23 protein-coding genes and 1 tRNA gene are annotated in these 25263 nt (G+C 56.6%); 9 read left to right on the top strand and 15 right to left on the bottom strand.

The window, feature by feature from the left end; translation table 11 throughout:
• Nucleotides 1-9: 9 nt before the first annotated feature.
• The 15 genes from nuoI to rpsO all read right to left on the bottom strand — a co-directional run bounded on the left by nuoI (nucleotide 10) and on the right by rpsO (nucleotide 13586).
• Nucleotides 10-522, bottom strand: a complete 513-nt coding sequence (gene nuoI, locus AADJ04_RS10080; RefSeq protein WP_044401364.1) for an NADH-quinone oxidoreductase subunit NuoI — start codon at nucleotides 520-522, stop codon at nucleotides 10-12.
• 12 nt (nucleotides 523-534) lie between these two features.
• On the bottom strand, nucleotides 535-1611 hold the full coding sequence (gene nuoH / locus AADJ04_RS10075) for an NADH-quinone oxidoreductase subunit NuoH (RefSeq protein WP_044401361.1): 1077 nt from the start codon (nucleotides 1609-1611) through the stop codon (nucleotides 535-537).
• Nucleotides 1608-3746: an NADH-quinone oxidoreductase subunit NuoG gene (nuoG, locus tag AADJ04_RS10070; protein WP_198846176.1), complete on the bottom strand. Its 2139-nt coding sequence runs from the start codon at nucleotides 3744-3746 to the stop codon at nucleotides 1608-1610. The genes nuoH and nuoG overlap by 4 nt, the downstream gene beginning before the upstream one ends.
• Before the next feature lie 14 nt (nucleotides 3747-3760).
• Entirely contained in the window at nucleotides 3761-5116 is a 1356-nt protein-coding gene (gene nuoF / locus AADJ04_RS10065) for an NADH-quinone oxidoreductase subunit NuoF (RefSeq protein ID WP_341239531.1), read from the bottom strand.
• Entirely contained in the window at nucleotides 5113-5604 is a 492-nt protein-coding gene (gene nuoE / locus AADJ04_RS10060) for an NADH-quinone oxidoreductase subunit NuoE (RefSeq protein ID WP_044401352.1), read from the bottom strand. Before nuoE ends, nuoF begins: the two co-directional genes overlap by 4 nt.
• The gene (locus tag AADJ04_RS10055; RefSeq protein WP_341239530.1) at nucleotides 5601-6854 is read right to left on the bottom strand and encodes an NADH-quinone oxidoreductase subunit D; all 1254 of its coding nucleotides are present in this window, start codon (nucleotides 6852-6854) and stop codon (nucleotides 5601-5603) included. The genes nuoE and AADJ04_RS10055 overlap by 4 nt, the downstream gene beginning before the upstream one ends.
• A gap of 26 nt (nucleotides 6855-6880) precedes the next feature.
• Nucleotides 6881-7489: an NADH-quinone oxidoreductase subunit C gene (locus AADJ04_RS10050; protein WP_341239537.1), complete on the bottom strand. Its 609-nt coding sequence runs from the start codon at nucleotides 7487-7489 to the stop codon at nucleotides 6881-6883.
• Between the two features lie 10 nt (nucleotides 7490-7499).
• On the bottom strand, nucleotides 7500-7979 hold the full coding sequence (locus AADJ04_RS10045) for an NADH-quinone oxidoreductase subunit B (protein WP_005793239.1): 480 nt from the start codon (nucleotides 7977-7979) through the stop codon (nucleotides 7500-7502).
• A gap of 25 nt (nucleotides 7980-8004) precedes the next feature.
• Nucleotides 8005-8364, bottom strand: coding sequence for an NADH-quinone oxidoreductase subunit A (locus tag AADJ04_RS10040; protein WP_198846173.1), 360 nt, complete (start codon nucleotides 8362-8364; stop codon nucleotides 8005-8007).
• A 68-nt stretch (nucleotides 8365-8432) separates the two neighbouring features.
• Nucleotides 8433-8517: transfer RNA gene (locus tag AADJ04_RS10035), tRNA-Leu, on the bottom strand.
• 116 nt (nucleotides 8518-8633) lie between these two features.
• The gene (gene secG / locus AADJ04_RS10030; RefSeq protein ID WP_044401342.1) at nucleotides 8634-9002 is read right to left on the bottom strand and encodes a preprotein translocase subunit SecG; all 369 of its coding nucleotides are present in this window, start codon (nucleotides 9000-9002) and stop codon (nucleotides 8634-8636) included.
• A 35-nt stretch (nucleotides 9003-9037) separates the two neighbouring features.
• Nucleotides 9038-9781, bottom strand: a complete 744-nt coding sequence (gene tpiA, locus AADJ04_RS10025; protein WP_198846172.1) for a triose-phosphate isomerase — start codon at nucleotides 9779-9781, stop codon at nucleotides 9038-9040.
• A gap of 2 nt (nucleotides 9782-9783) precedes the next feature.
• Nucleotides 9784-10770 carry an NAD(P)H-quinone oxidoreductase gene (locus AADJ04_RS10020; RefSeq protein WP_198846251.1) on the bottom strand — a complete coding sequence of 329 codons (987 nt, stop codon included), beginning with the start codon at nucleotides 10768-10770 and terminating at the stop codon, nucleotides 9784-9786.
• A gap of 128 nt (nucleotides 10771-10898) precedes the next feature.
• On the bottom strand, nucleotides 10899-13112 hold the full coding sequence (pnp, locus tag AADJ04_RS10015) for a polyribonucleotide nucleotidyltransferase (RefSeq protein WP_341239529.1): 2214 nt from the start codon (nucleotides 13110-13112) through the stop codon (nucleotides 10899-10901).
• 207 nt (nucleotides 13113-13319) lie between these two features.
• Nucleotides 13320-13586 (bottom strand): 30S ribosomal protein S15, encoded by a 267-nt coding sequence (rpsO, locus tag AADJ04_RS10010; RefSeq protein ID WP_005793232.1) that lies wholly within the window; start codon nucleotides 13584-13586, stop codon nucleotides 13320-13322.
• A 655-nt stretch (nucleotides 13587-14241) separates the two neighbouring features.
• On the opposite strand from rpsO, the gene AADJ04_RS10005 reads away from it, so the two are divergent.
• The 9 genes from AADJ04_RS10005 to AADJ04_RS09965 form a co-directional block, all read left to right on the top strand.
• On the top strand, nucleotides 14242-14841 hold the full coding sequence (locus AADJ04_RS10005; protein ID WP_341239528.1) for a GspH/FimT family pseudopilin: 600 nt from the start codon (nucleotides 14242-14244) through the stop codon (nucleotides 14839-14841).
• A complete protein-coding gene (pilV, locus tag AADJ04_RS10000; protein ID WP_341239527.1) occupies nucleotides 14829-15497 on the top strand; it encodes a type IV pilus modification protein PilV in 669 nt (222 codons plus the stop codon). The genes AADJ04_RS10005 and pilV overlap by 13 nt, the downstream gene beginning before the upstream one ends.
• 1 nt (nucleotide 15498) lies before the next feature.
• Complete coding sequence (locus AADJ04_RS09995) at nucleotides 15499-16482, top strand: prepilin-type N-terminal cleavage/methylation domain-containing protein (protein ID WP_341239526.1); 984 nt, start codon at nucleotides 15499-15501, stop codon at nucleotides 16480-16482.
• A 20-nt stretch (nucleotides 16483-16502) separates the two neighbouring features.
• Nucleotides 16503-17315 (top strand): PilX N-terminal domain-containing pilus assembly protein, encoded by an 813-nt coding sequence (locus tag AADJ04_RS09990; RefSeq protein WP_341239525.1) that lies wholly within the window; start codon nucleotides 16503-16505, stop codon nucleotides 17313-17315.
• Between the two features lie 57 nt (nucleotides 17316-17372).
• Nucleotides 17373-20972, top strand: coding sequence for a PilC/PilY family type IV pilus protein (locus AADJ04_RS09985; RefSeq protein WP_341239524.1), 3600 nt, complete (start codon nucleotides 17373-17375; stop codon nucleotides 20970-20972).
• A gap of 119 nt (nucleotides 20973-21091) precedes the next feature.
• Nucleotides 21092-21499 (top strand): type IV pilin protein, encoded by a 408-nt coding sequence (locus tag AADJ04_RS09980; RefSeq protein ID WP_341239536.1) that lies wholly within the window; start codon nucleotides 21092-21094, stop codon nucleotides 21497-21499.
• A gap of 96 nt (nucleotides 21500-21595) precedes the next feature.
• Complete coding sequence (gene ribD / locus AADJ04_RS09975) at nucleotides 21596-22747, top strand: bifunctional diaminohydroxyphosphoribosylaminopyrimidine deaminase/5-amino-6-(5-phosphoribosylamino)uracil reductase RibD (RefSeq protein ID WP_341239523.1); 1152 nt, start codon at nucleotides 21596-21598, stop codon at nucleotides 22745-22747.
• A 155-nt stretch (nucleotides 22748-22902) separates the two neighbouring features.
• Nucleotides 22903-23532: a riboflavin synthase gene (locus AADJ04_RS09970; protein WP_341239522.1), complete on the top strand. Its 630-nt coding sequence runs from the start codon at nucleotides 22903-22905 to the stop codon at nucleotides 23530-23532.
• A gap of 522 nt (nucleotides 23533-24054) precedes the next feature.
• Nucleotides 24055-25263 (top strand): phospholipase D-like domain-containing protein (locus tag AADJ04_RS09965; RefSeq protein ID WP_341239535.1); only part of this gene is annotated, 1209 nt, incomplete at its 3' end.

Genomic DNA, 25263 nt, shown 5'->3' with positions numbered 1-25263 from the left:
CAACACCGATCAGCGGTATTTGGCGTCTGCAGCCTTGGCCGCAGCAATTTCGCCTTCGTAGCGGTCACCCACTGCCAAGAGCATGTCCTTCGTGAAATACAGGTCGCCCCGCTTTTCGCCGTGGTACTCGAAAATGTGCGTTTCCACAATGGAATCCACTGGGCAACTTTCTTCGCAAAAGCCGCAGAAGATGCACTTCGTCAAATCGATGTCATACCGGGTGGTGCGACGCGAACCATCATCACGGACGTCTGATTCAATCGTGATGGCCATCGCAGGGCAGACAGCTTCGCAGAGCTTGCAAGCAATGCAGCGCTCTTCCCCATTTTCATAGCGACGCAGTGCGTGAAGACCACGGAACCGAGGGGACAGAGGTGTCTTTTCCTCAGGGAATTGAACGGTCACCTTGCGGCGGAATGCATAACGCCCCGTAAGGGCCATGCCCTTGAGCAATTCCACGAGCATGAAGCTCTTGAGGAAGTCTTTGAAAGAGAAAGGTGCAGCAGCAACAACGGCAGTCATTTGTGTCCCCGCTTATTTCCAGATATTCCAGGGCGAGAGCAACCACCCGCCCACCAGTACCAGGCACACCAACGTGACTGGAATGAAAATCTTCCAGCCCAGACGCATGATCTGGTCATAGCGGAAGCGAGGAAACGTGGCACGGATCCAGATGAACATCGAGACGACCAAGAACGTCTTGGCTGCCAACCACACCCATCCGGGAATGAAGGCCAAGGCGTCAAATGGAGGCAGCCATCCGCCCAGGAACATCAGCACGGCAAGAATGGACACCAGCCACATGCTCGCGTATTCCGCCAAGAAGAAAATGGCGAAACCCATACCCGAATATTCAACCATGTGTCCGGCCACAATTTCTGCCTCGCCCTCGACCACGTCGAACGGGTGACGATTGGTCTCAGCAACTCCGGAAATCAGATAAACCAAGAAAATCGGCAGAAGGGGCAACCAGTTCCAGGACAACAGCCCAAAACCGTGCGACGCCGCCCAACCTCGGGCTTGGCTTGCAACGATTTCTGTCAGGTTCATGCTGCCTGACACCATGATCACGATCAGGAAGCAAAAGCCCATCGCGATTTCATAGCTCACCATCTGCGCAGACGCACGCAGCGCACCCAAGAAGGCGTACTTCGAGTTGGAAGCCCAACCCGCGATGATGACGCCGTACACCTCAATCGATGTGATGGCCATTACCAGCAAAAGACCCGCATTGACGTTGGCCAGAGCCACATCAGGACCGAAGGGAATTGCGACCCAGGCCGCCAACGCTGGCATGATCGCCATCACGGGCCCCAGAACAAACAAACCCTTGCTTGCTGCTGTGGGCTGAATAATTTCCTTGGTCAGAAGCTTCAGTGCGTCAGCAATCGGCTGCAACAGTCCCAACGGTCCGACACGGTTGGGGCCATGACGTACTTGCATGAAACCCAAGAGCTTGCGCTCCCACAGCGTCAGATAGGCCACGGCGCCCATCAGGGGAGCCAGAATGCAAACGATCTTCAGCAAGATCCAAAGAACAGGCCATGCCGCGGCTGTCCACCAGCCGAAGGGAAGCAGGCCAAGGCCGGCGTTATAGAGCGCGTCAATCATGCTGCCACCTCTTCACGTGCCATACGCGCATCTGCGGTCAATTGCAAAGATGGGGAGCGACGCACCAGACCGTCCAACTGGTAGATAGAAGCCACCACGGGTTCACCTACAGCACCGGAGACCGAAGCAGTCACGCCGCCAGTCACCGCATTGGACAATTGAGCCGCATCGATCCGGGAGAACGCGCCAGGTGCAGCGTTCGTGGCGCGAGCCAGGACATCCTGCGACGTTTCGAAATCAAAGCCAGGAATCTCCAGCATATTGGCCAATACGCGGAGCACCTTCCAAGCAGGCCGCGTATCGCCCAAAGGACGCACGACTGCATGGAAGCTCTGCAGGCGCCCTTCCGCATTGATGAAGCTACCCGAGGTTTCGGTGAATGGGGCGATAGGCAGGAGAACATCGCTGAACTCCATGTTGGCTTTGAATGGACTCAAGGTGACAACCATTTCGGCGCCTGAGAGCGCGTCGGTGGCGCGTGCGCCGACCGAAGAGTCGTGCACAGGCTCGTTGTTCAGAAGGAGAACCGCCTTGAGACCACCCGACAACATCTGGGCCGCGTTCAAACCACCCTTGACGGGATGGGCACCCACGAACTGTGCACCGACGGTGTTAGCAGCTTCAGTCAAATAGCCAACCGTGGCACCGGTGTGCTCACCAATCCAATTGGCCAGAGCCAGCAACTGCGTAGCTTGGGCATGGTGTGCTGCGGCGTTGCCCAACAGCACCGCTTTGCGCTCACCCGCCATCAGCGAACGCGCGACAGCTGTAGCAGCGTCATCGATAACAAACGAACCGGCGGGCCCCGCCACACCCTTTTCTTGTGCAACCGCTGCCGCAATACCGCCCAGTGCCTGCATCCATTGGGAGGCCGCGTGCTTCAAGAGGTGCTTGACAGGAATGGCCCAGTCACGCTCAACCGAATCCAGTGCGATGACTTGGCAACCATGGCGAGCCGCCTGGCGAATCCGTTGTGCAAACAGAGGATGATCCTTACGCAAATTGGACCCCACCACCAAAACGCTCTGCAGCGTGGAGAGCGATGCAATGGAGGTGCCCAACCAGCGGATACCTTCTGGAGCGCTGAATTCAGCGTTGCGCAGACGGTAGTCGATGTTGTCACTGCCCAAGCCGCGCACCAATGCACCCGCCAAATACAACTCTTCCACGGTGCTGTGCGGACTCACCAGCGCGCCGATGGACTCGGCGCCATGGTCATGGCGAATGTTCTTGAGGCCGTTGGCAACGTACTCCAGTGCTGTTTGCCAGTCCACTTCCTTCCAAACACCGCCCTGCTTCAGCATGGGCTGAGTGAGGCGATCTTCGCCATTGAGCGCTTCATAGGAAAAACGGTCACGGTCCGCGATCCAGCACTCATTCACTGCTTCGTTCTCAAACGGAACGACGCGCATCACCTTGTGGTTTTTGACCTGGACGATCAAGTTTGCACCGGTAGAGTCATGTGGGCTCACAGAGCGGCGGCGGGACAACTCCCAGCTGCGCGCGCTGTAGCGGAAGGGCTTGCTCGTCAATGCGCCGACGGGACAGATATCAATCATGTTGCCCGACAACTCGGAATCCACCGTGTCACCACTCACCGTGGTGATTTCGGAATGCTCACCACGATGGATCATGCCCAGTTCCATGACGCCAGCCACTTCTTGGCCAAAGCGCACGCAGCGGGTGCAATGAATGCAGCGGCTCATCTCCTCCATGGAGATCAATGGGCCCACATCTTTGTGCAGCACAACACGCTTTTCTTCTTCGTAACGCGAAGAAGAGCCGCCATAACCTACAGCCAAGTCCTGCAACTGGCATTCACCACCTTGATCGCAAATGGGGCAATCCAGCGGGTGATTGATCAGGAGAAATTCCATCACCGACTTCTGGGCCTTGATCGCCTTGTCGGATTTGGTACGGACCACCATGCCTTGCGTCACGGGCGTTGCGCAAGCTGGCATCGGCTTTGGAGCCTTCTCAACGTCTACCAGGCACATGCGGCAGTTGGCAGCAATCGAGAGCTTCTTGTGATAGCAGAAATGTGGGATGTAGGTGCCTGCTTTCTCAGCCGCATGCATCACCATGCAGCCTTCGGCAACTTCTACTTTCTGACCGTCCAGTTCAATTTCAACCATATGTGTTCTCGCAATCAGGCGGATGCGGCAGCTTGCGAGCCTTTGTTCCGGATCAATGCCTCAAACTCAGGACGGAAATGCTTCAGCATGGCACGCACAGGCATTGCTGCGGCATCACCCAAAGCGCAAATTGTTCGACCCTGGATGTTGTCGGCAACAGAGTTGAGCAAGTCGAGATCGCCATCACGGCCTTGCCCATGCTGAATGCGGTCGATCACACGCCACATCCAGCCCGTGCCTTCGCGGCAAGGCGTGCATTGGCCACAGGATTCGTGTGAATAGAAATACGACAGGCGCAGCAGGCTTTCCACCATGCTCCGCGAATCATCCATCACGATCACGGCGCCAGAACCCAACATCGACCCCGCCTTGGCGATGGAGTCATAGTCCATCGTGCATTCCATGATGATGGAAGCAGGCAGCACAGGGGAAGAGGATCCACCAGGAATCACGGCCTTGAGTTGACGTCCCTTACGAACGCCGCCCGCCAGCTCCAGCAATTTGGAGAAGGGGGTTCCCAGGGGGATCTCGTAGTTTCCGGGCTTCTCCACATCGCCAGACACCGAGAAAATCTTGGTACCGCCGTTGTTTGGCTTGCCACATTCCAAGTAGGCTGCGCCACCGTTTCGGATGATCCATGGCACAGCGGCAAATGTCTCGGTGTTATTGATCGTGGTCGGCTTGCCGTACAAACCAAAACTCGCAGGAAACGGAGGCTTGAAGCGTGGCTGTCCCTTCTTGCCTTCCAGGGACTCCAACAACGCAGTTTCTTCACCGCAGATGTAAGCTCCAAAACCGTGGGCCGCATGCAGCTGGAAGCTGAAGTTGCTTCCCATGATGCCGTCGCCCAAATAGCCCGCCGCACGCGCCTCTTCCAGCGCCGCTTCGAAGCGTTCGTAAGACTGGAAAATTTCACCGTGAATGTAGTTGTAACCCACGCTGATGCCCATCGCATAGGCGGCAATGATCATGCCTTCAATCACGATGTGCGGATTGAATTGCAGAATATCGCGGTCTTTGCAAGTTCCAGGCTCACCCTCGTCCGAGTTGCAAACCAGATACTTCTGACCAGGGAAAGAGCGCGGCATGAAGCTCCACTTCAGCCCCGTAGGAAAGCCTGCGCCCCCACGACCACGCAAGCCAGACTCTTTGACCGTTGTGATGACTTGATCTTGCGTCAAGCCTTCTCCGCCGTCCTTACCCAGAATGCGACGAAGTGCCTGGTAGCCACCGCGAGCTTCGTAATCCTTGATGCTCCAGTTGCTGCCGTTCAGTCCTGCATAAATCTGCGGGTTGATATGGCGATCATGGAAGCAGGTCTGAACGCCTGTTGCCTGGAATTGCGAAAGAATTTGTGCAGCAGTGGTCATTGCTTGCCCTCCGCTGCGCGCAAACCGTCCACCAACTGGTCTAGTTTGTCGTTGTCCATAAAACTGCACATGGTGCGGTCATTCACCAGCATCACTGGCGCATCGGCACAAGCGCCCAGGCACTCGCACTGCTGCAAAGTGAACAAACCATCCGCAGTCGTCTCGCCCATGGAAACACCGAGCTTCTGCTCCAGATGGCGCAGGGCCTTTTGACCATCACGCAGTTGGCATGGCAAATTGGTGCAGACATTGAGCTTGTACTTGCCAACAGGTTGCTGGTTGTACATGTTGTAGAAAGTCGTGACTTCATGCACCGCAATCTGGGGCATGCCCAGGTAGTCGGCGATCACGGCTTCGCTCTCGGCACTCACATAGCCTTGCTCTTGCTGCACGATGGAAAGGCAAGCCATCACAGCAGACTGCTTCTGGTCTGCCGGGTACTTCGCCACTTCGCGCGCGAATCGCGCCAACGTCGCTTCGGTAATCATCGGTCAATTTCTCCGAACACGATATCCATGGTGCCAATGATCGCCACCGCATCGGCAATCATGTGTCCCCGAGCCATTTCATCCAGCGTGGCCAAGTGTGCAAAACCAGGGGCACGGATCTTCAAACGGTAAGGTTTATTCGCGCCGTCGCTCACCAGGTAGATCCCAAACTCTCCCTTGGGATGTTCCACCGCTGCATAGGCTTCGCCTTCAGGCACATGGAAACCTTCGGTGAACAGCTTGAAATGGTGAATCAACTCCTCCATGTGGGACTTCATGGATTCGCGCGAAGGGGCGGCAACTTTGTGGTTGTCAGTGATGACCGGCCCAGGGTTGGCACGCAACCAATCCACGCATTGCTTGATGATGCGATTGGACTCGCGCATTTCCTGCACGCGAACCAGATATCGGTCGTAGCAGTCACCCGTCTTGCCAACCGGAATATCAAAATCGACACGATCGTAAGCATCGTAGGGCTGCGTCTTGCGCAAATCCCAAGCGATACCAGAGCCACGCAGCATGGGCCCTGTCATGCCCAGATTCAAAGCACGCTCAGGCTTTACGACCCCAATACCCACCGTACGCTGTTTCCAGATACGGTTGTCAGTCAGGAGAGTTTCGTACTCATCCACGCAGCCTGGGAAGCGCTTCGTGAAATCGTCGATGAAGTCCAGCAAAGAACCCTGGCGATTCTGATTCATCGCCTCCAGCGCTTTGGCGTTCTTGATCTTGCTGACTTTGTACTGGGGCATCGTATCGGGAAGATCCCGGTACACACCACCCGGACGGAAGTACGCAGCATGCATGCGCGCACCCGAAACGGCCTCGTACATATCAAAAAGATCCTCACGTTCACGGAACGTGTAGATCAGGATGGTGGAACTGCCGCAATCATTACCATGCGAGCCGAGCCACATCAGGTGATTCAGCAAACGCGTGATTTCCGAGAACATCACACGGATGTACTGCGCACGCACAGGCACCTCAATGCCGAGCAACTTCTCGATGGCCAGGCAATACGCGTGCTCATTGCACATCATGGACACATAGTCCAGACGGTCCATGTATGGCAAAGACTGGATGAACGTCTTATGCTCAGCCAGCTTCTCAGTCGCGCGGTGCAGCAAGCCAATGTGCGGATCAGCACGCTGAACAACCTCACCGTCCAGCTCCAGAACCAAACGCAACACACCGTGCGCCGCAGGGTGCTGGGGTCCAAAATTCAGGGAATAATTTTTGATTTCAGCCATGATGGTTCACATGAGCGCAAAGCAGTTCAGTGCAGGCCTCCGTACTTGTCTTCGCGAATGATGCGAGGCGTGATTTCACGCGGCTCGATGGATACCGGCTCGTAAACCACGCGGCGTTGCTCGGCGTCGTACCGCATTTCCACCTGGCCAGACAAAGGGAAGTCCTTGCGGAAGGGGTGGCCGATAAACCCATAGTCGGTCAAGATGCGACGCAGGTCATTGTGACCATCGAACACGATACCAAACAGATCGAAAGCCTCGCGCTCGTACCAGTTGGCAGAGTTCCACAACTCAGCCACCGATGCCACCATTGGAAAATCGTCATCAGCACAGAACACCTTGACGCGTACACGCTGGTTCAGACTGACCGACAAGAGATGGGAGACCACCGCATATCGCGCACCTTCTTGAACGGCATCTGCGTAGGTGGAATAGTCCACACCACACAGGTCAATCAACTGCTCGAATTTGCATGCATCCGAGTCACGCAAGATACGCATGGACTCCAGGTAGTCCGCAGCAGCTACCGTCACCGTCACCTCATCCAAGGCGAGCGTGACCTGACGGGCCTTAGCACCCAAGGCCGCGGCAATGTTCTTTTTGAGCTCTTCAGGCCGAATGGCTACAGCAGTCATCATCAACCCTTCAAGCGCGAGCGATCGTATTGGTGCGGCGGATTTTTTGCTGCAACTGGATGATCCCGTAAATCAGCGCTTCCGCTGTTGGAGGGCAGCCAGGCACATAAACATCCACAGGCACGATGCGATCACAGCCACGCACCACTGAATAACTGTAGTGGTAGTAACCACCACCATTGGCACACGAGCCCATGGAGAGCACCCAGCGCGGCTCGGACATCTGGTCGTACACCTTGCGCAGCGCAGGAGCCATCTTGTTGCAGAGGGTTCCTGCAACAATCATCAAATCCGACTGACGAGGGCTGGCACGAAACACTTCCGCGCCAAATCGACCAATGTCATAACGCGCAGCGGCGGCGTGCATCATTTCCACCGCACAGCAAGCCAAGCCAAACGTCATGGGCCACAAAGAACCGGTCTTGGCCCAATTCACCACCGAGTCGTAACTCGTGGTGATAAAGCCTTCCTTCATCACGCCTTCAATCATCGCACTCGTCCTTGTTGAAGCTCGATCATTCCCAATCCAACGCGCCTTTTTTCCACTCGTAGACAAAGCCCACAACCAGAATGGCAAGGAAGATCGAGACCGCTACGAAGCCTGTCATTCCCACCTCATGCAGGGTCACCGCCCAGGGAAAGAGGAATGCAATTTCCAGATCAAACAGAATGAACAAAATGGCTACCAGGTAGTAGCGCACGTCGAACTTCATGCGAGCGTCTTCAAACGCTTCGAAGCCGCATTCATAAGGGGAGTTTTTGGCTGCATCTGGGCGATTAGGGCCCAACACATAACCAAGCACCAAGGGGACAACGCCTACGGCAATGCCAACCAAGATGAACAAAAGGACGGGGAGGTACTGATCGAGGTTCATCGTGAGGATGCTCACCGCTGTAGCCAAACCTGCGGGACTTGTACAAGTGCACAGGCTGGCTTTTGTTTTGGTGCCGTCGGCGAGACTCGAACTCGCACAGCTTTCGCCACTACCCCCTCAAGATAGCGTGTCTACCAATTTCACCACGACGGCTGATGTTGCATGTTTGGATGGCATGAGGAACCGCGAGGGTTTTGGCTTTCCAAACAATCCAGAATTCTACCCCGGAAAACCCTCGATAGGCATCAGGGTAGCCAATTTAGTGCAGATTATTTAGATGGAATCTGGGCAGCACCAGAAGCTGGAGCGACAGGGGCAGCAGGCACTGCGTCAGCAGCACTTCCGGAGGCAGGGATGACGGCGGCTGGGGTTTCCAGAACACTGCCCGAGCTGGCCGGGCGCGAATTGCCAAAGTAGGCCAGCGCCAGCGTCGTGATGAAAAACACGGCCGCCAGCACGGCGGTAGTACGGGAAAGGAAGTTGGCGCTTCCGCTGGCACCAAACAAGCTGCCGGACGAGCCGCTACCGAACGCAGCACCCATGTCTGCCCCCTTGCCGTGCTGCACCAGAATCAAACCGATCATTCCCAAGGCAGCCAAGATTTGCACAGCCAGGATCACGTTCACCAAAACACTCATGTTCACTCCTAAATTAATAGCTATTAGCGCTCAGCTCATTGGGCTGCAGCGATGATCTTGAGAAAATCTTCCGCCTTCAACGAGGCGCCTCCCACGAGGCCGCCATCAATGTCTGGCTGAGCAAGCAATTCGGCAGCATTCGCCGCGTTCATGCTGCCGCCGTAAAGCACGCGAACACGATCCGCGTGAGGAGTGGCTGCCGCCAACTGCGCACGCAGCACTGCATGCACTTGTTGCGCCTGTTCAGGCGAAGCAGTACGACCCGTGCCAATGGCCCACACAGGCTCGTAGGCCACAACGATTTCGCTGATGCAATGGCCATTCACATGGATCACGGCAGCCAGCTGGCGCTTGACCACAGACTCCGTCTGACCAGCCTCACGCTCTTGCAGAGTCTCGCCCACACACACGATGGGCGTGATGCCGGATGCCAAGGCCTGGCGGGCTTTTTCTGCAACGACCGCATCCGTTTCACCATGGTACTGACGACGCTCAGAGTGCCCCACCAGTGCGTAACGAACGCCGAAATCCTTCAGCATCGCCGCCGACACTTCACCGGTATAAGCCCCAGAAGCAAAGGCCGAGACATCTTGCGCACCCAATGCGATGCTGGCACCGGACAGCAACCCCTGGACTTGCGCCAAATAGGGCGAAGGCACCGCCACGGCCACATCGCAAGCAGGCGTTCCAAGCCCCGCAAGGAGCCCCTTGAGCAGAGCTTCATTGGCAGCAAGGCTGCCATTCATCTTCCAGTTGCCTGCGATCAGTTTCTTTTTCATGTTTACCACGTCAAAACAATCTTGCCAGTGTGTTGATTGGATTCCATCAATGCATGAGCAGCCGCAGCATCACCCGCATCAAAGGTCTGGTAGATGACAGGACGAACCTTACCCTGCTCAATGAGCGGCCAGACCCGGGAACGGAGAGACTGCGCTATGGCGGCCTTGAACTCTACAGACCTGGGTCGCAGGGTAGAGCCCGTGATGGTGAGCCGGCGGCGCAGCACAAGCCCTGCATTGAAAGAGCTCTTCACCCCGCCCTGCACGGCAATGATGACCAGCCGCCCATCTTCAGCGAGGCACTCCACCTCACGTGCCACATAGTCACCGGCAACCATGTCCAGCACCACATCCACGCCACGCCCATTGGTGATTCGCTGGACTTCTGCCACAAAGTCCTGTGTCTTGTAGTTGATGGCATGCGAGGCACCCAGCTCAATGCACGCTGCGCATTTTTCGTCGCTGCCCGCCGTAGCAATCACAGTGGCACCCCACGCACGGGCCAGTTGGATGGCAGTCACACCGATCCCGCTGCTGCCGCCTTGCACCAGGAGAAACTCACCCGCTTGCAGACGCCCCCGATCGAAGACATTGCTCCACACGGTGAAGAATGTTTCCGGCAGAGAAGCCGCTTCGATGTCATTCAGCCCCGCAGGAACCGGCAGGCACTGCCCGACGGGCGCGACACACCACTGCGCATACCCACCGCCAGCCACCAAGGCGCAGACCCGGTCGCCCACCTTCAAACCTGCAGACGCCATGGCCTGTGTGTCGCCAGCCTCAATCACGCCAGCAACCTCCAGGCCAGGCAAGTCAGACGCACCCGGCGGTGGAGCATAGTGCCCCGCGCGCTGCAATACGTCAGGCCTGTTGATTCCGCTCGCCGCCACACGGATCAACAGTTCACCCACACCCGGCTGGGGCACAGGCCGCTGCCCGAGGCGGAGCACGTCGGGCGCACCGAAGGACGAAATCTCCACAGCACGCATCAAACGTTCGGTCATAAGTCTCAGCTCTTTAAAGCAATTTAAGCTGCCAGCGCTTGTGGATAAAGCGCTGGCAGCTACAAATTCAATAGCAATTTAATCCACTAGCGGGCCGGCAGACCCGCCGGACCTTATTGCTGTTGCTGCTGTTGCTGCTGTTGCTGGTCAGCCGACTGGCGACCACCTTCTCGGCTATGGCGTGGCTCACGCTCGCCGCGCTCTGCAGGCGCAGGGCGATCGCTACCACCAGCAGGACGCTCTGCCAGCGCCTTCATCGACAGTTTGATACGACCCTTTTCGTCGGTTTCCATGACCTTGACCTTGACGACCTGGCCTTCTGCCAAGTAGTCCGACACCTTCTCGACGCGCTCGTGGGCGATCTGGCTGATGTGCAGCAGACCGTCCTTGCCGGGCAGCAGGTTGATCAGCGCGCCAAAGTCCAGGATCTTGGTCACAGGACCTTCATACACCTTGCCAATTTCCACCTCGGCCGTGATCTGCTCGATGCGGCGCTTGGCTTCGTCAGCCTTGGCGGCCTCGGTCGCAGCGATGGTGATAGTGCCGTCTTCCTCGATATTGATCTGGCAACCGGTTTCTTCGGTCAGCGCACGAATCACGGCGCCGCCCTTGCCGATCACGTCACGGATCTTCTCGGGGTTGATCTTCATGGTGTAGAGCTTGGGCGCGAAGTTCGACACTTCGGTCTTGGCTTCACCCATGGCCTCTTGCATCTTGCCCAGGATGTGCATGCGCGCTTCCTTGGCCTGCGCCAGTGCTACCTGCATGATTTCTTTGGTGATGCCCTGGATCTTGATGTCCATCTGCAGGGCCGTGATACCACCTGTGGTACCTGCCACCTTGAAGTCCATGTCGCCCAGGTGATCTTCGTCACCCAAGATATCGGTCAGCACAGCAAAGCGGTTGCCGTCCTTGATCAGGCCCATGGCAATACCCGCCACATGCGCCTTCATCGGCACGCCGGCATCCATCAGCGACAGGCAGCCGCCGCACACCGAAGCCATCGACGAGGAGCCATTGGACTCGGTGATTTCCGACACCACACGCATGGTGTAGGGGAACTCTTCCTTGGTTGGCAGCACAGCCACCAGAGCACGCTTGGCCAGACGGCCGTGGCCGATTTCGCGGCGCTTGGTCGAACCCATGCGGCCCACTTCGCCGGTAGCGAAGGGAGGCATGTTGTAGTGCATCATGAAGCGGTCTTCGTACTCGCCAGCCAGCGCGTCGATGCGCTGTGCATCACGCTCGGTGCCCAGCGTGGTCACGACCAGCGCCTGGGTTTCGCCACGCGTGAACAGGGCTGAGCCATGGGCGCGGGGCAGCACGCTGTTGCGGATTTCGATGGGGCGCACGGTGCGGGTGTCGCGGCCGTCGATACGGGGCTCACCTGCCAGGATCTGGCTGCGCACGATGCCTGCTTCGATGTCGAACAGCATGCCTTCGACCTTGACAGAGTCGAACTCCACGCCGTCGGCCTTGAGGCCAGCCATCACGGCAGCGTAGGCTTCGCGGCACGCTTGGGTGCGGGCTTGCTTGTTGCGGATCTGGTAGGCAGCGCGCAGCTTGTCGTCGGCCAGTGCGACCACCTTGGCGATCAGGGCTTCGTCCTTGGCGGGTGCTTCCCACTGCCACACGGGCTTGCCCGCGTCGCGCACCAGTTCGTGGATGGCGTTGATGGCCACGTTGCCTTGCTCATGACCGAACACCACAGCGCCCAGCATGATTTCTTCGGACAGTTGCTGGGCTTCGGACTCCACCATCAGCACAGCGGCTTCGGTGCCCGCCACCACCAGATCCATCTGCGAGTTCTTGCGCGCAGTCTGGCCGGGGTTGAGCACGTATTCGCCATTGATGTAACCCACGCGGGCAGCACCGATGGGGCCGTTGAACGGAATGCCAGAAATGGCCAAGGCTGCACTGGTAGCGATCAAGGCAGCAATGTCAGCGTCCACTTCGGGGTTCAACGAGATCGTGTGGACGACCACATGCACTTCATTGAAGAAGCCTTCGGGGAACAGCGGGCGGATCGGGCGGTCGATCAGGCGGCTGGTCAGGGTTTCGTGTTCGCTGGGCTTGGCTTCGCGCTTGAAGAAGCTACCGGGGATCTTGCCAGCGGCGTACGTCTTCTCGATGTAGTCCACCGTCAGCGGGAAAAAGTCCTGGCCAGGCTTGGCGGACTTGGAAGCCACCACGGTGGCCAGCACCACGGTGTCGTCAATATTCACCAGCACGGCGCCGGAGGCCTGGCGGGCGATCTCGCCCGTTTCCATGATGACGGTCTTGTCGCCCCACTGGAAAGACTTCGTGACTTTGTTGAAAATGCTCATTGTTAGCTCCTAATTTAATAGCTGGTAGCACTTTACCAGCTTGGTCTGGAGCGGAATTCAGAACACGATGCCATTCCAGCGAGACTGCCCTATTGGCAGCAAATGCAATCTCGTTGGAATGACACAGCTTCGCTCTGTTTTGCCACTCCGAAGTAAAAAACGCCTGAGCTAGCGAGCTAACCCAGGCGTTTTTGCATGCAATAACGATTACTTGCGCAGACCCAACTTGGCGATCAGCGCGGTGTAACGGTCAGCGTCCTTGGCCTTGAGGTAGTCCAGCAGCTTGCGACGACGGCTGACCATACGCAGCAAGCCACGCCGACCGTGGTGGTCTTTGGCGTGGGTCTTGAAGTGAGGAGTCAATTCGTTGATGCGTGCAGTCAGCAAAGCGACTTGCACTTCTGGGCTACCAGTGTCGTTGGCAGCGCGGGCGTTGGCCTTGACAACTTCGGCCTTGATGGAGGATGCGATCATGATTTTCCTTTGTGAGCTTCGAGAGTGAAGCCTGTTTACTTGCGCCGAAAACTGGAATGATTTTCGGCGTGCGTACCACACTGCGCGGTACTCCGCCATTATAGCCCAGTGCTTTGAATTGACGTTCTCGGCTTGCCTGGAGGAGATTGCATGGCTATCGTCCTTCCGATTCCACACGCCTCAGCCTGTCACCAGGCCCATGATTCATCGCCATCTTCAAAGGTATCCATGCAGCACAAATTCACCGTTCTCAGCGTATTTTTTGGCCTTCTGGCGGTGTTAGCCACAGGACATGCCGCAACAACGAAGACACAGGAAGAGGCTAAAGCACCCGCCAGAAAGGGAGGAGTGAAGATCACCAACCAACAGAACAACTCCGGGGAAACACCCGCCCAACGTGATCGAAGGCTATTACGGGAATGCAGGGGCCTACCAAATGCTGGAGCCTGTCGAGGCTATACACGCTGACGGAATGCCCGTCCGACCTCTCGACCGCGCTTGCGAGAGACCACCTGACCCAGCTCATGCACATAACCCGTCAATTCCCAGCATTACCACACCCCGTGCACAGACCAACCGCGCCACTGATCGCGCATCAAGCACCATCCATCTGACGCAGTTGGCCATTTATTGCGATTTGTATGACATTCAAATCATGCAATCTCTCCAATCCCTCAAGGCTGGCAGTAATTTACGCCGACCAACTGCTTGGCGGCCACAGCCACTCGGCTTCACGGCGATCGAATTGATGGTTGTAGTTGCCATCTTGGCGATCCTGACCGCTCTGGCTGCACCGAGCTTCACTCCGCTGATTGAACGCTGGCGAGTTATGCAGGCTGTAGATGGTCTTCAGTCCACCTTGTATTTCGCCCGCTCCGAAGCGATTAAACGCGGAGGTAACGTGGTGATCCGCAAGGAGCCCACCGGCACCAATGGCTGCAATTTAGCTACCGCCAACGCTGACTGGGATTGTGGTTGGTACGTCTTCGTGGATACCAATAGAAACGGAACGCTGAATAGCGGAGAGGAAGTTTTGCAACGCTTTGCCCCTCCGTCAAATGTCATGGTAACGCGCACTGGAGGAGGCGTCAGCATACAACTCAGCCGATGGGGGACGATTGAAGGCACCTATATAGGATTCAACATCGTACCTCTTGACAAATCTACCAGTGATCCCGCCGCCCGCGGTCTTTGCATGAGTTCTGCAGGCCGCATCAGAACAGTTAAGTCAGTGGATATTCCATGCACCAACTAAAAGCCAAACAAATGCATATGCGCTCCCAGCAAGGTATTACCCTTATTGAATCGCTGGTGGCTTTGGTCGTTACGGCTCTTGGCATTCTCGGAATTCTCGGAGTCCAAATGCGAACGCTCACTGACACATCCACCACAATGAGGCGCTCTCAAGCCATCAGACTCATTGAGGACTTCAGTGAACGCCTGAAAGTTAGTCCTAACTCGTTGGCCGAAATTGGCAATTACACATCAGGATTTAGCGATTTGCCCACCGCACCGGACTGCAGTGGAGGATGCACCAATGCACAACTGTCAGCATATGAACTGGCCACTTGGAAAAATATCGTTAAAGACACACTACCTTTAGGCCAAGCCAGTATTTTTACCCCTCCCGCAGAAAGTGGGGCTACCGCAGGTCAACGGCGTCAATTGGGCGTAATGATCGCTTGGCGCGAAAACGAGCGTGATACCGCCTCATCTTACAAAGACGCAATTGACGCCACGAAAATACGCGACGGCTCCGGAAATTTGGTAACTGGAGGTGGTACGGATGCCGCGACCAATCAATGTCCTTCAGGGGCAACTTGTCATCTTCAATACATTCCCGTCGCAGCCCGCTGTGCCCCCTATACCCCCGGAGGGGCTACCGCCACCTATTACTGCCCAGGATCTTAAAATGCACGTTTCGTCCCTTCCTAACGTTGCGCGAATAAAAAAACAAAAATGCGCCTTGGGTAATATATCTACCGATTACAGTAAATCGATTGAACACCCAAGCGCAATCTCCGCGCCGTCTTTCAGAATCAAAGGATTGACTGAAAATCATGCCGAGCGTGGTGTCACCTTAGTAGAGCTGTTAGTAGGGCTGGCAATCGGCCTCGTTGTGATCGGTGTCGCCATGGGGGCACTCATGGTTTCTAGAGGCGTGACAGGCACTGTAAGCGACGCCAGCAGCATGCACCAACAAGCTGCCTACGCAATGCGAGTGATTGGCACCCAACTTCGACAGGCAGGCTCTTTGCGCCTCAACTTGGAACCGGGCACTACAGCTATCGAATCTCGTTACCTGTCCCCTGTCGCCTTCGAGGCCATTACTCCCGCGTCGGGCACAGCGAAAGGCTTCACCCCCCAAACCGATACGATCAGCGGCACGGAAACTCCTCCCTCAATTACTACCGGATACCGCCGCTACGCTGAACCTGTATTTACCAGCGCCAGTGCACAAACACTCGTTCGAAACTGCGTGGGCGGGCCTAGCGATACAAATCTCGATGAACGGGTGGAAAACGTTTTTAGCTTGAGCGGTTCCCAACTGATGTGCAGCGGAAATGGTGCGGCGGCTCAACCAGTGGTGCAAAACGTCGCCAATTTCATTGTTCGGTATCGTCTTCAAGATAACGCTGCTATTGGCTTGCCCAAAATACGCTTGGTATCTGCGGCGGATGTCACCAACTGGGCGCAAGTTCAAGCCGTGGAAGTATGCATTGAGCTCTACGGCACCGAACGTATCAGCATGCCAGCGGGCAGCACATACAAGAATTGCGGAGGAGTGGCAGTAGACATGACTACCTTACCAAGTGATCGGGCTTCGCGCAGTCACATCACATATCGCAATGTCTTCCAATTGCGCAGTCAAGGCCTCATCGGCTCGGTTCTGTGAGCAAAGATTGATCGTTGACCATGCGAAGAAAAATCTCAAATACCAGCAGCACCATCAAACAACAGGGCGTTGCGCTTTTCGTTGTAATCATTTTTGTAATGCTTTCGATGTTGTTAGCACTATGGGCATCTCGCACCTCGCTATTTAACGAAATGCTAGTTGGTAATGACGTAGATTACCAGCGTGCCTTCGAAGCAGCACAGGCACTTATCCAAGATGCGGAACTGGACATTCGCGGAGAAAATCCTGATGGGACCGCATGCTCGGCAGCCACTTGCAGAGAAAAACAAGGTGGAGCGCCCCAAATTCCTTTAGAAACGCAAGAAGTCACGCCTTTATTAACCATTCTAGACCAACAAGAAACCAAGTGCCTGAGAGGTTTATGCACAAAACGCACAGGCCGGCAAGACTTTTGGAACTATACGAGCACCACAAGCCCTGCACCCGCCAATCTGGTGGCAGGCGAGGTAACGCTGGAAAAAATGACACAAGCCACGGTGGGAGCGCGATACGGACAGTATACCGGCGCCGTTCCAGGCTCAACCTCCAGCCCAGCAAACCCCATTTTAATGTGGGATAACGCGACTCCAGCCAATCAGGGTGGATGGTACTGGATTGAAATTTTGCCTTACGACCAGAGCAGCAGTTCATCAGGAGTTATTGTCAAGCCGGTCACAGCAAAAACAACCGACCTACTCTCCCTTAATCTCTCCCCCAATGTAGCCTACCGCATAACAGCCGTAGCCTTTGGGAGAAAAAGGGACAGCTTAAATAATCCAGTGACTACGGCAGTACTTCAGCAGACGTATGTACGCCAAGTCCTCAAGGATTAATGAACTCATATTTCGCACTCTAGTGCATATATTTCCAAATATTCTCAGGAGCAAGTAATGCACCGCACCATTGCCCCACATTTCAAAAAACATCTTATTGCCCTTGCGGTGAGCGCCACTCTTGCCTCAACTTCAGCATGGTCACTCGATCTGTCAACCGCGCCACCGGGCACTGTTGAGCCTTACGTCGCGCCCAATGTGATTATTTCAGTCGACGATTCTGGAAGTATGGCTTTCCGTGTCGACAGCGAAGCTTCGACCTCTAACAATCAAACGGAACCCAATGCCGATGGCACTTGGCCAGGTAGCGCAAAACGCATTAACGTGCTCAAGCATGCACTTGTTGGCAGTGGTGGCACTGGAGGCATTTTTCGCGACACTACGCTCTTGCCCGATAAAAAAATACGGCTGGCATGGCAAGTCATGTGGAACAACGGTGGAGCACCGGACGCTGCCAGCGTCGATAGCTCGACCATGAAGACAAATTCCATGCGGCCGCTAGCTACCACCCATCGCAACAACTTCATCACTTTTGTCAACAGCCTCAAGCCGGTCAATGGAACCCCGGCCCACACCGTATTTAAACAGGCTGACGAATATATGCGCCGACCTCTGGGTGTTAGCAGCGCCTGGGCAAGCGATCCTGGTAACACAGGAGCACCCTACTTAGGTTGTCGTCGCACATACCACATCATGATGACGGATGGGCGCTGGAACGGGACCGCTCATGCGGTGCCTGACAACAACAAGCGTGATAACGCCACAAAACTCTCGTTGCCTGACGGCACTGTTTACGGTGGTGATACTGCTACCGAGCTCGCGAAGACTACCCTTTACCGAGACGACTCCACCAATACCACCCTGGCAGACTGGGCCTTCTACAGCTGGGCCGTTCCAATGCAAACCTCAGGCATGACCGGCAAATTAGAACCCGCTGCAGATTATCGGAAAGCACCTGCGACCGAAAATTTTGGCAAAGACAGCGCTAACAAAGATGCGGTATTAGAGCGATATTGGAATCCTCGATACAACCCAGCAACCTGGCCACATATGGTCACGTACACCATTGGGTTCAGCAATTCGGCATCCACTTGGCCAGGGGCCCCTACCATCTTTGCGCCAACTGATAAAGTCCCATTTGGTTATAACGGCAGTTTTACAGATTTTGTGACGGGTACAAAAAAGTGGCCCGCGATGGATAATGAAGACAAACGCTCATTGGATTTGTGGCACGCTGCACTCAATGGCCGAGGTCGTTTTTATGCAGTAACCAAGGGCGAGGATCTGGAAAAGGCCTTCAGGGAGATTTTTGGTCAAATTAATACCCAAACTGCTCCAGATCTCAGCTCCAGCGCTACCAGTGGCTCCAATGTCTCGCGCAATGACGTGGGTAAATATACTGCGAGTTATGAACCTGAGAAATCTTGGAAAGGATCCATCACTGCTGAAAAGGTCAAGCCTGACGGGACTACCGTGAGCGACCCTGGCTGGGAAGGCAAAACTACGGCCGATCGACTGGACGCCCTCACAGATACCCAAGCCAAAACAGAACGACTCGTTTTAAGCTGGAGCGACGAGTGGAGTGGAACTGCAGATAAGGGAGGCGTTTCGTTCAAATGGGCCACCGATCAGACCTACCTGAGCACGGCGCAAAAGACTCTCTTAAAAACCAATATTTCCAACACCGTAGAGAGCGACACAAAGGGTTCTGAGCGTTTGGACTACATTAGGGGCGACCGTAGTCTTGAAGGCTCGGACGCATCGGGCTACACGACGGCAAAGCCTTATCGTGAGCGCAAGAGCCGTCAAGGCGACATTATTAATTCTGACGTCTGGTACACAGGCATTCCTTCGGGCGACTCATTGCTCAAGGGGTATGCGAAGTATGTGCGCGATAACGCCACGCGTCCAAAAATGATTTACGTAGGCGGCAACGACGGGATGCTGCACGGCTTCACTGCAGCCAAAGGTGAAGAAGCGCTGGCGTACGTACCGCGGGGGGTCATTGGGTCTCTGCCTCGTCTGACAGACCCCTCCTACAACAACAAGCACCGGTATTTCGTAGACGGCTCGCCCATGACGGGCGACGTGGACGTGAACGGAGGCATGCTGGACACAAGTAACCAAGCGGCATTCGATGCGTACTCACCCAACTGGCGTACGCTCTTGGTCGGCACACTTGGGCTGGGAGGCAAAGGGTACTTTGTTCTTGACGTGTCAAACCCTACAGCCACTGACTCTGCCAGTGGGCCTGCGTTCAAAGAAACCAATGCGAACAAACTTGTACTGATGGACCGCACACGCGGCTCAAGCGAAGCGGCCCCGAATTGCGCCACCAAAACAGGTACTGAAAAAACCGTGTGCGAAAAAACGGTGGATGAGGACAAAGATATAGGCCACATCACTTCAAAGCCAGTACGTGATGAGAACGACTCATTGCAGTCCTCCCAAATTACCCGCCTCAACAACAATCGATTCGCGGTAGTCATGGGCAACGGGTATAACAGCACCAATCAACGGCCAGTATTGCTGATTCAATATCTCGACGGCTCCCGCGAGTTGCTGCGCATTCCTGCGACGACGGATGTAGCAGGCGCTGGCAACGCGAAAGACAATGGCTTGGCGGCTCCGCGCTTGGTGGACCTGAATGGCGACGATATGGTCGATGTCGTGTATGCCGGCGATAACCTAGGAAATTTGTGGAAGTTCGATCTCACAAGCCATGTAGCCAGCGACTGGAAGGTCGCATTCAGTGGTAGCCCTTTGTTTACCGCTCAAGGTCCTGCAGCGCTAGGCTCTGCATTGCGCTCCAAGGTGCAGCCCATCACGGCTCCGCCCACCGTACGGGCAAATGACCGCTCGAAGGAAGTAGCCTCCGGGGGTTCAACAACCATCCGCAAAGTGGGTGGCATGATGGTGGCATTCGGTACCGGGCGCAACGTTACAGATGACGATACAAAGAATGTCGAAGTGCAAACTTTGTACTCTGTGCTGGATAACACGCGATATAAAGAAGTGAGCACATCGCTGGGCACCAGATTGGCGGTGCACCCCGGTGGGGGTTCTTGCCCTAATGGTTCCGATTGCATTCCAGTACCGACAGCGTTAGGCACTGGAGTAACTGCAGCAAAGCTGGCCCAACAAAAAATGACGTCGGTCACTGTCGGCAGCACGGCCTATAACAAGATTGAGGTAGTGGACGAGTTGAGCACATCCACATGGAAAAACTACAACGGCTGGTTCCTAGACCTTCCCGCTGTCGGAGAGCGGTTGCTGAAAAACATGGAGTTTTACGACAACAGTAACTTGTTGGCCGTCTACTCACAAGTGCCCGCTAAAGGCTCTACAGCAACCTCCGCTGACTCCACGGTGGAAACTTGCGAGGCGGCATCAGTCGACGCAGAACGCCAGTACCTGACTCTCATCAACATCATGGATGGTAAAAAACCATCAGTACAGATCGTTGATGCAAACGGTGATGGCTTCTACACCTCTGCAGATATGCAAGTTTCTGGACTTCAGGTGTCGAATGGCCCCCACAACATCATCAAAAAAGATAAATTCGAAAACTTCGATATTGACTCAAAGAATAAGAAGATCAACTTGGCCGCGATGCCTGAGCAGTCTTTACGACCAAGCTGGCGCCAAATCAAATAAGTGGATTGCACATGCACTCTTGTCGCATACAAAAAATCAGCATGCTTTCTTGGCAATGTAAACGCTGGCTCAACATCAGTCACGGCGTTGGAAAGAGGCATTTATCTCAGCCTTACTCCATGCGTGGCTTTACCTTGATCGAAGTGATGATTGTGGTGGCAATCGTCGGAATTCTCTCGGCCATTGCTCTGCCCAGCTACAGCGAATACATCCGTCGCGGCCACCGCGCCGAAGCACGTGCCGGATTGCTCCAAGGTCAGCAGTGGCTTGAACGGGCTGCAACCGCTACGGGAACGTACCCGCTGTCGGCCTCATTTCCTGCGGCGCTGAAAACGGTGCCCGGAAACCGGTATGACATTTCTCTTGCTTCGGCGGACGGCCGTACTTACACGCTCACGGCCACACCTAAGGGCGCTCAAACTGGCGACCGTTGCGGTAGCTACACCATCACCCAAGCAGGCGTTCGAGGCGCTAACGGCAAGCTGGAGTCAGAGTCTGGCTACGACAAAAACTGCTGGGGCAAATAAGAGCGGAGGGCCTGGGGCCTTCTAGTAGCCACATCTCCATCGAAGCCGGGAGGATCGTGAACGGTCAAGGCCATTGCAGGTACTATCTCCGGCACTATGGAAAAGGCCGTGTTATCAATGGAAAAAGCGCTTGGGCTCGCCACCCAGGCGCTTTTTCTTTCCAATCCCAACCCTCGGGTTGGGTGCGTCATCACCTCACCAACAGGCGAAATATTGGGCCAAGGGTTCACCCAGCGAGCGGGAGGACCGCATGCTGAAGTCGTAGCCCTTCAAGATGCGCAGGCCCGCGGTCATGCTTTAGAGGGCGCGATCGCCTACGTTACGCTGGAGCCCTGCTCACATCAAGGACGCACTGGTCCTTGCTGCGATGCCCTGATCGCAGCAGGCATCGGCAAGGTGGTTGCTTCTATTGCTGACCCCAATCCCCTTGTCTCGGGACAGGGCTTCGCCCGCCTCCAAGCCGCAGGGGTAGAGGTATGTGTGGGTGAGGGAGCACGGGAGTCTTTCGAACTCAACATTGGCTTCTTCAGCCGGATGGTGCGCAAGACGCCCTGGGTGCGTATGAAGGTGGCGGCCTCATTGGACGGAACCACGGCGTTGCCGAATGGAGCGAGCCAATGGATCACATCTCCCGCTGCACGCGCAGACGGGCACGCCTGGCGAGCGCGCGCATGCGCGATCCTTACAGGGATTGGCACGGTGCTGGACGATGACCCGAGACTGGACGTACGCGAAGTCCCGACGCCGCGGCAGCCCCATGTGGTGGTAATCGACAGCCAACTCCAAACGCCTCCTGATGCTCATCTTTTTATAGCTGATCGCGCGCGTTACATCTATTGCGCAGGGAAAAAAGACGACAAATTCGAAGCTCGAAAGCGTGCTCTCGAGGCCCGGGGTGCCGTGGTCGTTCACCTGCCCAACGCCCACGGCAAAGTCGACTTGCCTGCCATGCTGGCTGACTTGGCCGGCAAGGGAGTGAATGAACTGCACGTGGAGGCTGGCAACAAGCTCAATGGCTCTTTCGTGCGCGAGGGGCTGGTTGATGAAATGCTCGTCTACCTAGCACCCAACATGCTAGGCGAAGGGCACCCCATGGCACATCTTGGGCCGCTGGACTCGCTGGATCAGGCACTGCGACTGGACTTTAAGAGTGTGGAGCAAGTCGGTCCCGATGTACGTATCGTCGCGCGTGTGCAGGGGCGAGACGAGTTTTTGCCGATTCCGAAGCCTACCCTGTCACGGCCTTGAGGCTGCTCGGAATATCCCCCAATTCCAGGCACTGAGGTGCAACACGACGACAGCCCCGCCTTCCTTGCCTGACACTACCGGGCCACCGGCGCGCAAATTCGTCCACCCTGGCCATCACTTTTCCATTCCTTCGTACCGTACCCCGACTGAAAACCATGTTTACAGGAATCATTACCGGCCAAGGCCACATTACCGAAGTTGCCCCCCTGGGGGACACCGCGTCACACGGCAAGCGCCTTGTCATTCGCGCCCCGGAGGGCTACCTGGACGATGTGGGGCTGGGGGACAGCATTGCGCTCAATGGGGCGTGCATGACGGTGACCACCCTGTCGCCTGACACCCAGCAGTTCACGGTGGATATTTCGGCAGAGTCGCTGCTGAAAACCACGGGGCTGGACACCCCAGGGCCCATCAATATGGAAAAAGCGCTGCGTGCCAACGACCGCCTGGGGGGGCATCTGGTGTCGGGCCATGTGGATGGGCTAGGCCAGGTGACGCACTTTGCCCAGGTGGGCGAAAGCTGGGAGTTGCGCATCATGGCGCCCCGTGATTTGGGGCGTTATCTGGCCTACAAAGGGTCGATCACGGTGAACGGCGTGAGCTTGACGGTGAATCGCATTGCCGATTCTGCCGATGGCTGTGAGGTCAGCATCAACCTGATTCCGCACACGGTGGAAAACACGGCGCTGGGCACGCTGAAGGCGGGCAGCCGTGTGAACCTGGAAATCGACCTGATTGCGCGCTATGTGGAGCGCATGGTGACTGCACCTGCGGCGGTACGGTAACGCTTCCACCAACGGTTTGGCCGCAGCTTGGCAGGGCCCTGCGGCACCCCTCTACAACCTGTGGCTGATCCGCTCCAGTCCATGCCAACCACAAGCTGTAGCGTTGGACCGCATTTCCCACCTACGCGATCAACGCTATTAAAAATATAGCTGGTAGCGCTTACGGAATAAGCGCCAGACCCGCTTTTCTTTGATATCTTTCTACAGCTCGTGAGTGAGCAGTATGGCCCGAGCAAGGCCTCTGCTTCTTGCTGCGGCGGGCTTCCGCCGTGCCTGCGCAGTCCGCGCACCAAGCGGCCAACAAGCCACGCACCCCTCAAACCACCGGCCAAGACCCAGACTCCAAGCTGTTGAGCCGGGGCGTTGTCCGACACATGCCCAGCGGTGCGGCACGCTACAGTGGGGCGCGGCTTCACCGCGGTTTCACCCCACACCATGCACCCTGCCCCCGCCCCTGCTCAGCTCTTCACTCAGCGCCCAGCGAGATTCCGGTCCCTCGCGATTTTTTCGCTGCTGATCGCGATGGGCATTGGCATGGCACTCACGGGCTGCGCGGGTTTGCCAGAGAACGTTGATCGCCCCGTAAGCCGCGCGCTGGCCGACCCTTCTGGCACGGTGCTGGCCAGCATGGTGCAGGAGCAAAAGGCTGCCGCCAAAGCTCGCCACCCTTCGGGGTTCGTTCTGCTCAGCGGCGCGCAAGCGGCCTACAGCAGCCGGCTGGCGTTGGTGGAATCTGCACAGAAAACGCTGGACTTGCAGTACTACGCCATCCATGCCGACGTGAGCACGCAGCGGCTGCTGCAAAGCGTGGTGGCCGCCGCAGAACGTGGTGTGCGGGTGCGCGTGCTGCTGGACGACCTGCACAGCACCGGGCGAGACGCGCAGGTGATGCGGCTGGCCTTTGTGCCCAATGTGGAAATGCGCATGTTCAACCCGCTGACGGGTGCACGCAATTCGCAGCTGGGGCGCATTTTCAGCCTGGTGGGCGACTTCTCGCGGGTGCAGCAACGCATGCACAACAAGCTGTTCATTGCCGACAACGCCTTGGGCATTGCGGGCGGTCGGAACCTGGGCAACGCCTACTTTGGCAACGATGACGCGGGCAATTTTGTGGACCTGGATGTGCTGGCGGCCGGGCCCGTGGTGCAAGAGCTTTCCCAAACGTTCGATGCCTACTGGAACAACCCACGGGCCTACCCGGTGCAGTCGCTGATCTCACGCCATCAGCTGCTGGAGATGCAAGCCAGCGTGCGCAAGGCCACCCAAGGGGATGGGGACAGCGACGACACACCTGCCGAGGGTGCCGCACCCGCAGCCCCCACAGAAGCCGAGCGAAAAACGACACCCGAGCAGCAAGCCCGCATCTGGAACCAGGAGCCCATGGACCTGAAGGCTGCGCCTTGGACCTGGGCCCCTGCCTCCGTGCTGGTGGACCACCCCGCGAAAATTGCCGCCGAAGGCGGCGAGCAACCCACGCCCGCACCACGCGCAGCGCTGCCAACCCCCAAGAACACACCAGAACTGGGCCCCACAGACCCGCAGCAGGACACGGTGGTGGACGGCTTGCTGCAGCTGATGGGCCAGGCCAAGAAGGATTTGCTCATCGTCTCGCCCTACTTCGTGCCCGGCCCGGACATGAAGCAGGCGTTTGCCGCGGCGCGGGCCCGGGGGGTGCGCGTGCGGGTGCTGACGAACTCTCTGGCGTCCAACGACGCGCCCATCGCACACGCG

Source organism: uncultured Acidovorax sp. (genome assembly GCF_964021665.1).
Classification (GTDB): Bacteria; Pseudomonadota; Gammaproteobacteria; order Burkholderiales; family Burkholderiaceae_C; genus Acidovorax; species Acidovorax temperans.
Note: the sequence above shows the minus strand (reverse complement) of the source record. Positions and strands in the feature narration are given on the sequence as shown.

Excerpts from the sequence above, each read along its gene's own strand:
- pilV (WP_341239527.1), top strand. The coding sequence starts at position 14,829 with ATGCACCAACTAAAAGCCAAACAAATGCATATGCGCTCCCAGCAAGGT.
- rpsO (WP_005793232.1), bottom strand. The coding sequence starts at position 13,586 with ATGATCGCATCCTCCATCAAGGCCGAAGTTGTCAAGGCCAACGCCCGC.
- AADJ04_RS10020 (WP_198846251.1), bottom strand. The coding sequence starts at position 10,770 with ATGCGTGCTGTGGAGATTTCGTCCTTCGGTGCGCCCGACGTGCTCCGC.
- AADJ04_RS09985 (WP_341239524.1), top strand. The coding sequence starts at position 17,373 with ATGCACCGCACCATTGCCCCACATTTCAAAAAACATCTTATTGCCCTT.
- nuoF (WP_341239531.1), bottom strand. The coding sequence starts at position 5,116 with ATGACCACTGCTGCACAAATTCTTTCGCAATTCCAGGCAACAGGCGTT.
- AADJ04_RS09990 (WP_341239525.1), top strand. The coding sequence starts at position 16,503 with ATGCGAAGAAAAATCTCAAATACCAGCAGCACCATCAAACAACAGGGC.
- nuoE (WP_044401352.1), bottom strand. The coding sequence starts at position 5,604 with ATGATTACCGAAGCGACGTTGGCGCGATTCGCGCGCGAAGTGGCGAAG.
- AADJ04_RS10005 (WP_341239528.1), top strand. The coding sequence starts at position 14,242 with ATGCAATCTCTCCAATCCCTCAAGGCTGGCAGTAATTTACGCCGACCA.
- AADJ04_RS09980 (WP_341239536.1), top strand. The coding sequence starts at position 21,092 with ATGCGTGGCTTTACCTTGATCGAAGTGATGATTGTGGTGGCAATCGTC.
- tpiA (WP_198846172.1), bottom strand. The coding sequence starts at position 9,781 with ATGAAAAAGAAACTGATCGCAGGCAACTGGAAGATGAATGGCAGCCTT.
- pnp (WP_341239529.1), bottom strand. The coding sequence starts at position 13,112 with ATGAGCATTTTCAACAAAGTCACGAAGTCTTTCCAGTGGGGCGACAAG.
- AADJ04_RS10050 (WP_341239537.1), bottom strand. The coding sequence starts at position 7,489 with ATGACTGCTGTAGCCATTCGGCCTGAAGAGCTCAAAAAGAACATTGCC.
- nuoG (WP_198846176.1), bottom strand. The coding sequence starts at position 3,746 with ATGGTTGAAATTGAACTGGACGGTCAGAAAGTAGAAGTTGCCGAAGGC.
- secG (WP_044401342.1), bottom strand. The coding sequence starts at position 9,002 with ATGAGTGTTTTGGTGAACGTGATCCTGGCTGTGCAAATCTTGGCTGCC.
- ribD (WP_341239523.1), top strand. The coding sequence starts at position 21,596 with ATGGAAAAGGCCGTGTTATCAATGGAAAAAGCGCTTGGGCTCGCCACC.
- nuoH (WP_044401361.1), bottom strand. The coding sequence starts at position 1,611 with ATGATTGACGCGCTCTATAACGCCGGCCTTGGCCTGCTTCCCTTCGGC.
- AADJ04_RS10040 (WP_198846173.1), bottom strand. The coding sequence starts at position 8,364 with ATGAACCTCGATCAGTACCTCCCCGTCCTTTTGTTCATCTTGGTTGGC.
- AADJ04_RS10045 (WP_005793239.1), bottom strand. The coding sequence starts at position 7,979 with ATGATTGAAGGCGTGATGAAGGAAGGCTTTATCACCACGAGTTACGAC.
- AADJ04_RS10055 (WP_341239530.1), bottom strand. The coding sequence starts at position 6,854 with ATGGCTGAAATCAAAAATTATTCCCTGAATTTTGGACCCCAGCACCCT.
- AADJ04_RS09995 (WP_341239526.1), top strand. The coding sequence starts at position 15,499 with ATGCACGTTTCGTCCCTTCCTAACGTTGCGCGAATAAAAAAACAAAAA.
- nuoI (WP_044401364.1), bottom strand. The coding sequence starts at position 522 with ATGACTGCCGTTGTTGCTGCTGCACCTTTCTCTTTCAAAGACTTCCTC.
- AADJ04_RS09970 (WP_341239522.1), top strand. The coding sequence starts at position 22,903 with ATGTTTACAGGAATCATTACCGGCCAAGGCCACATTACCGAAGTTGCC.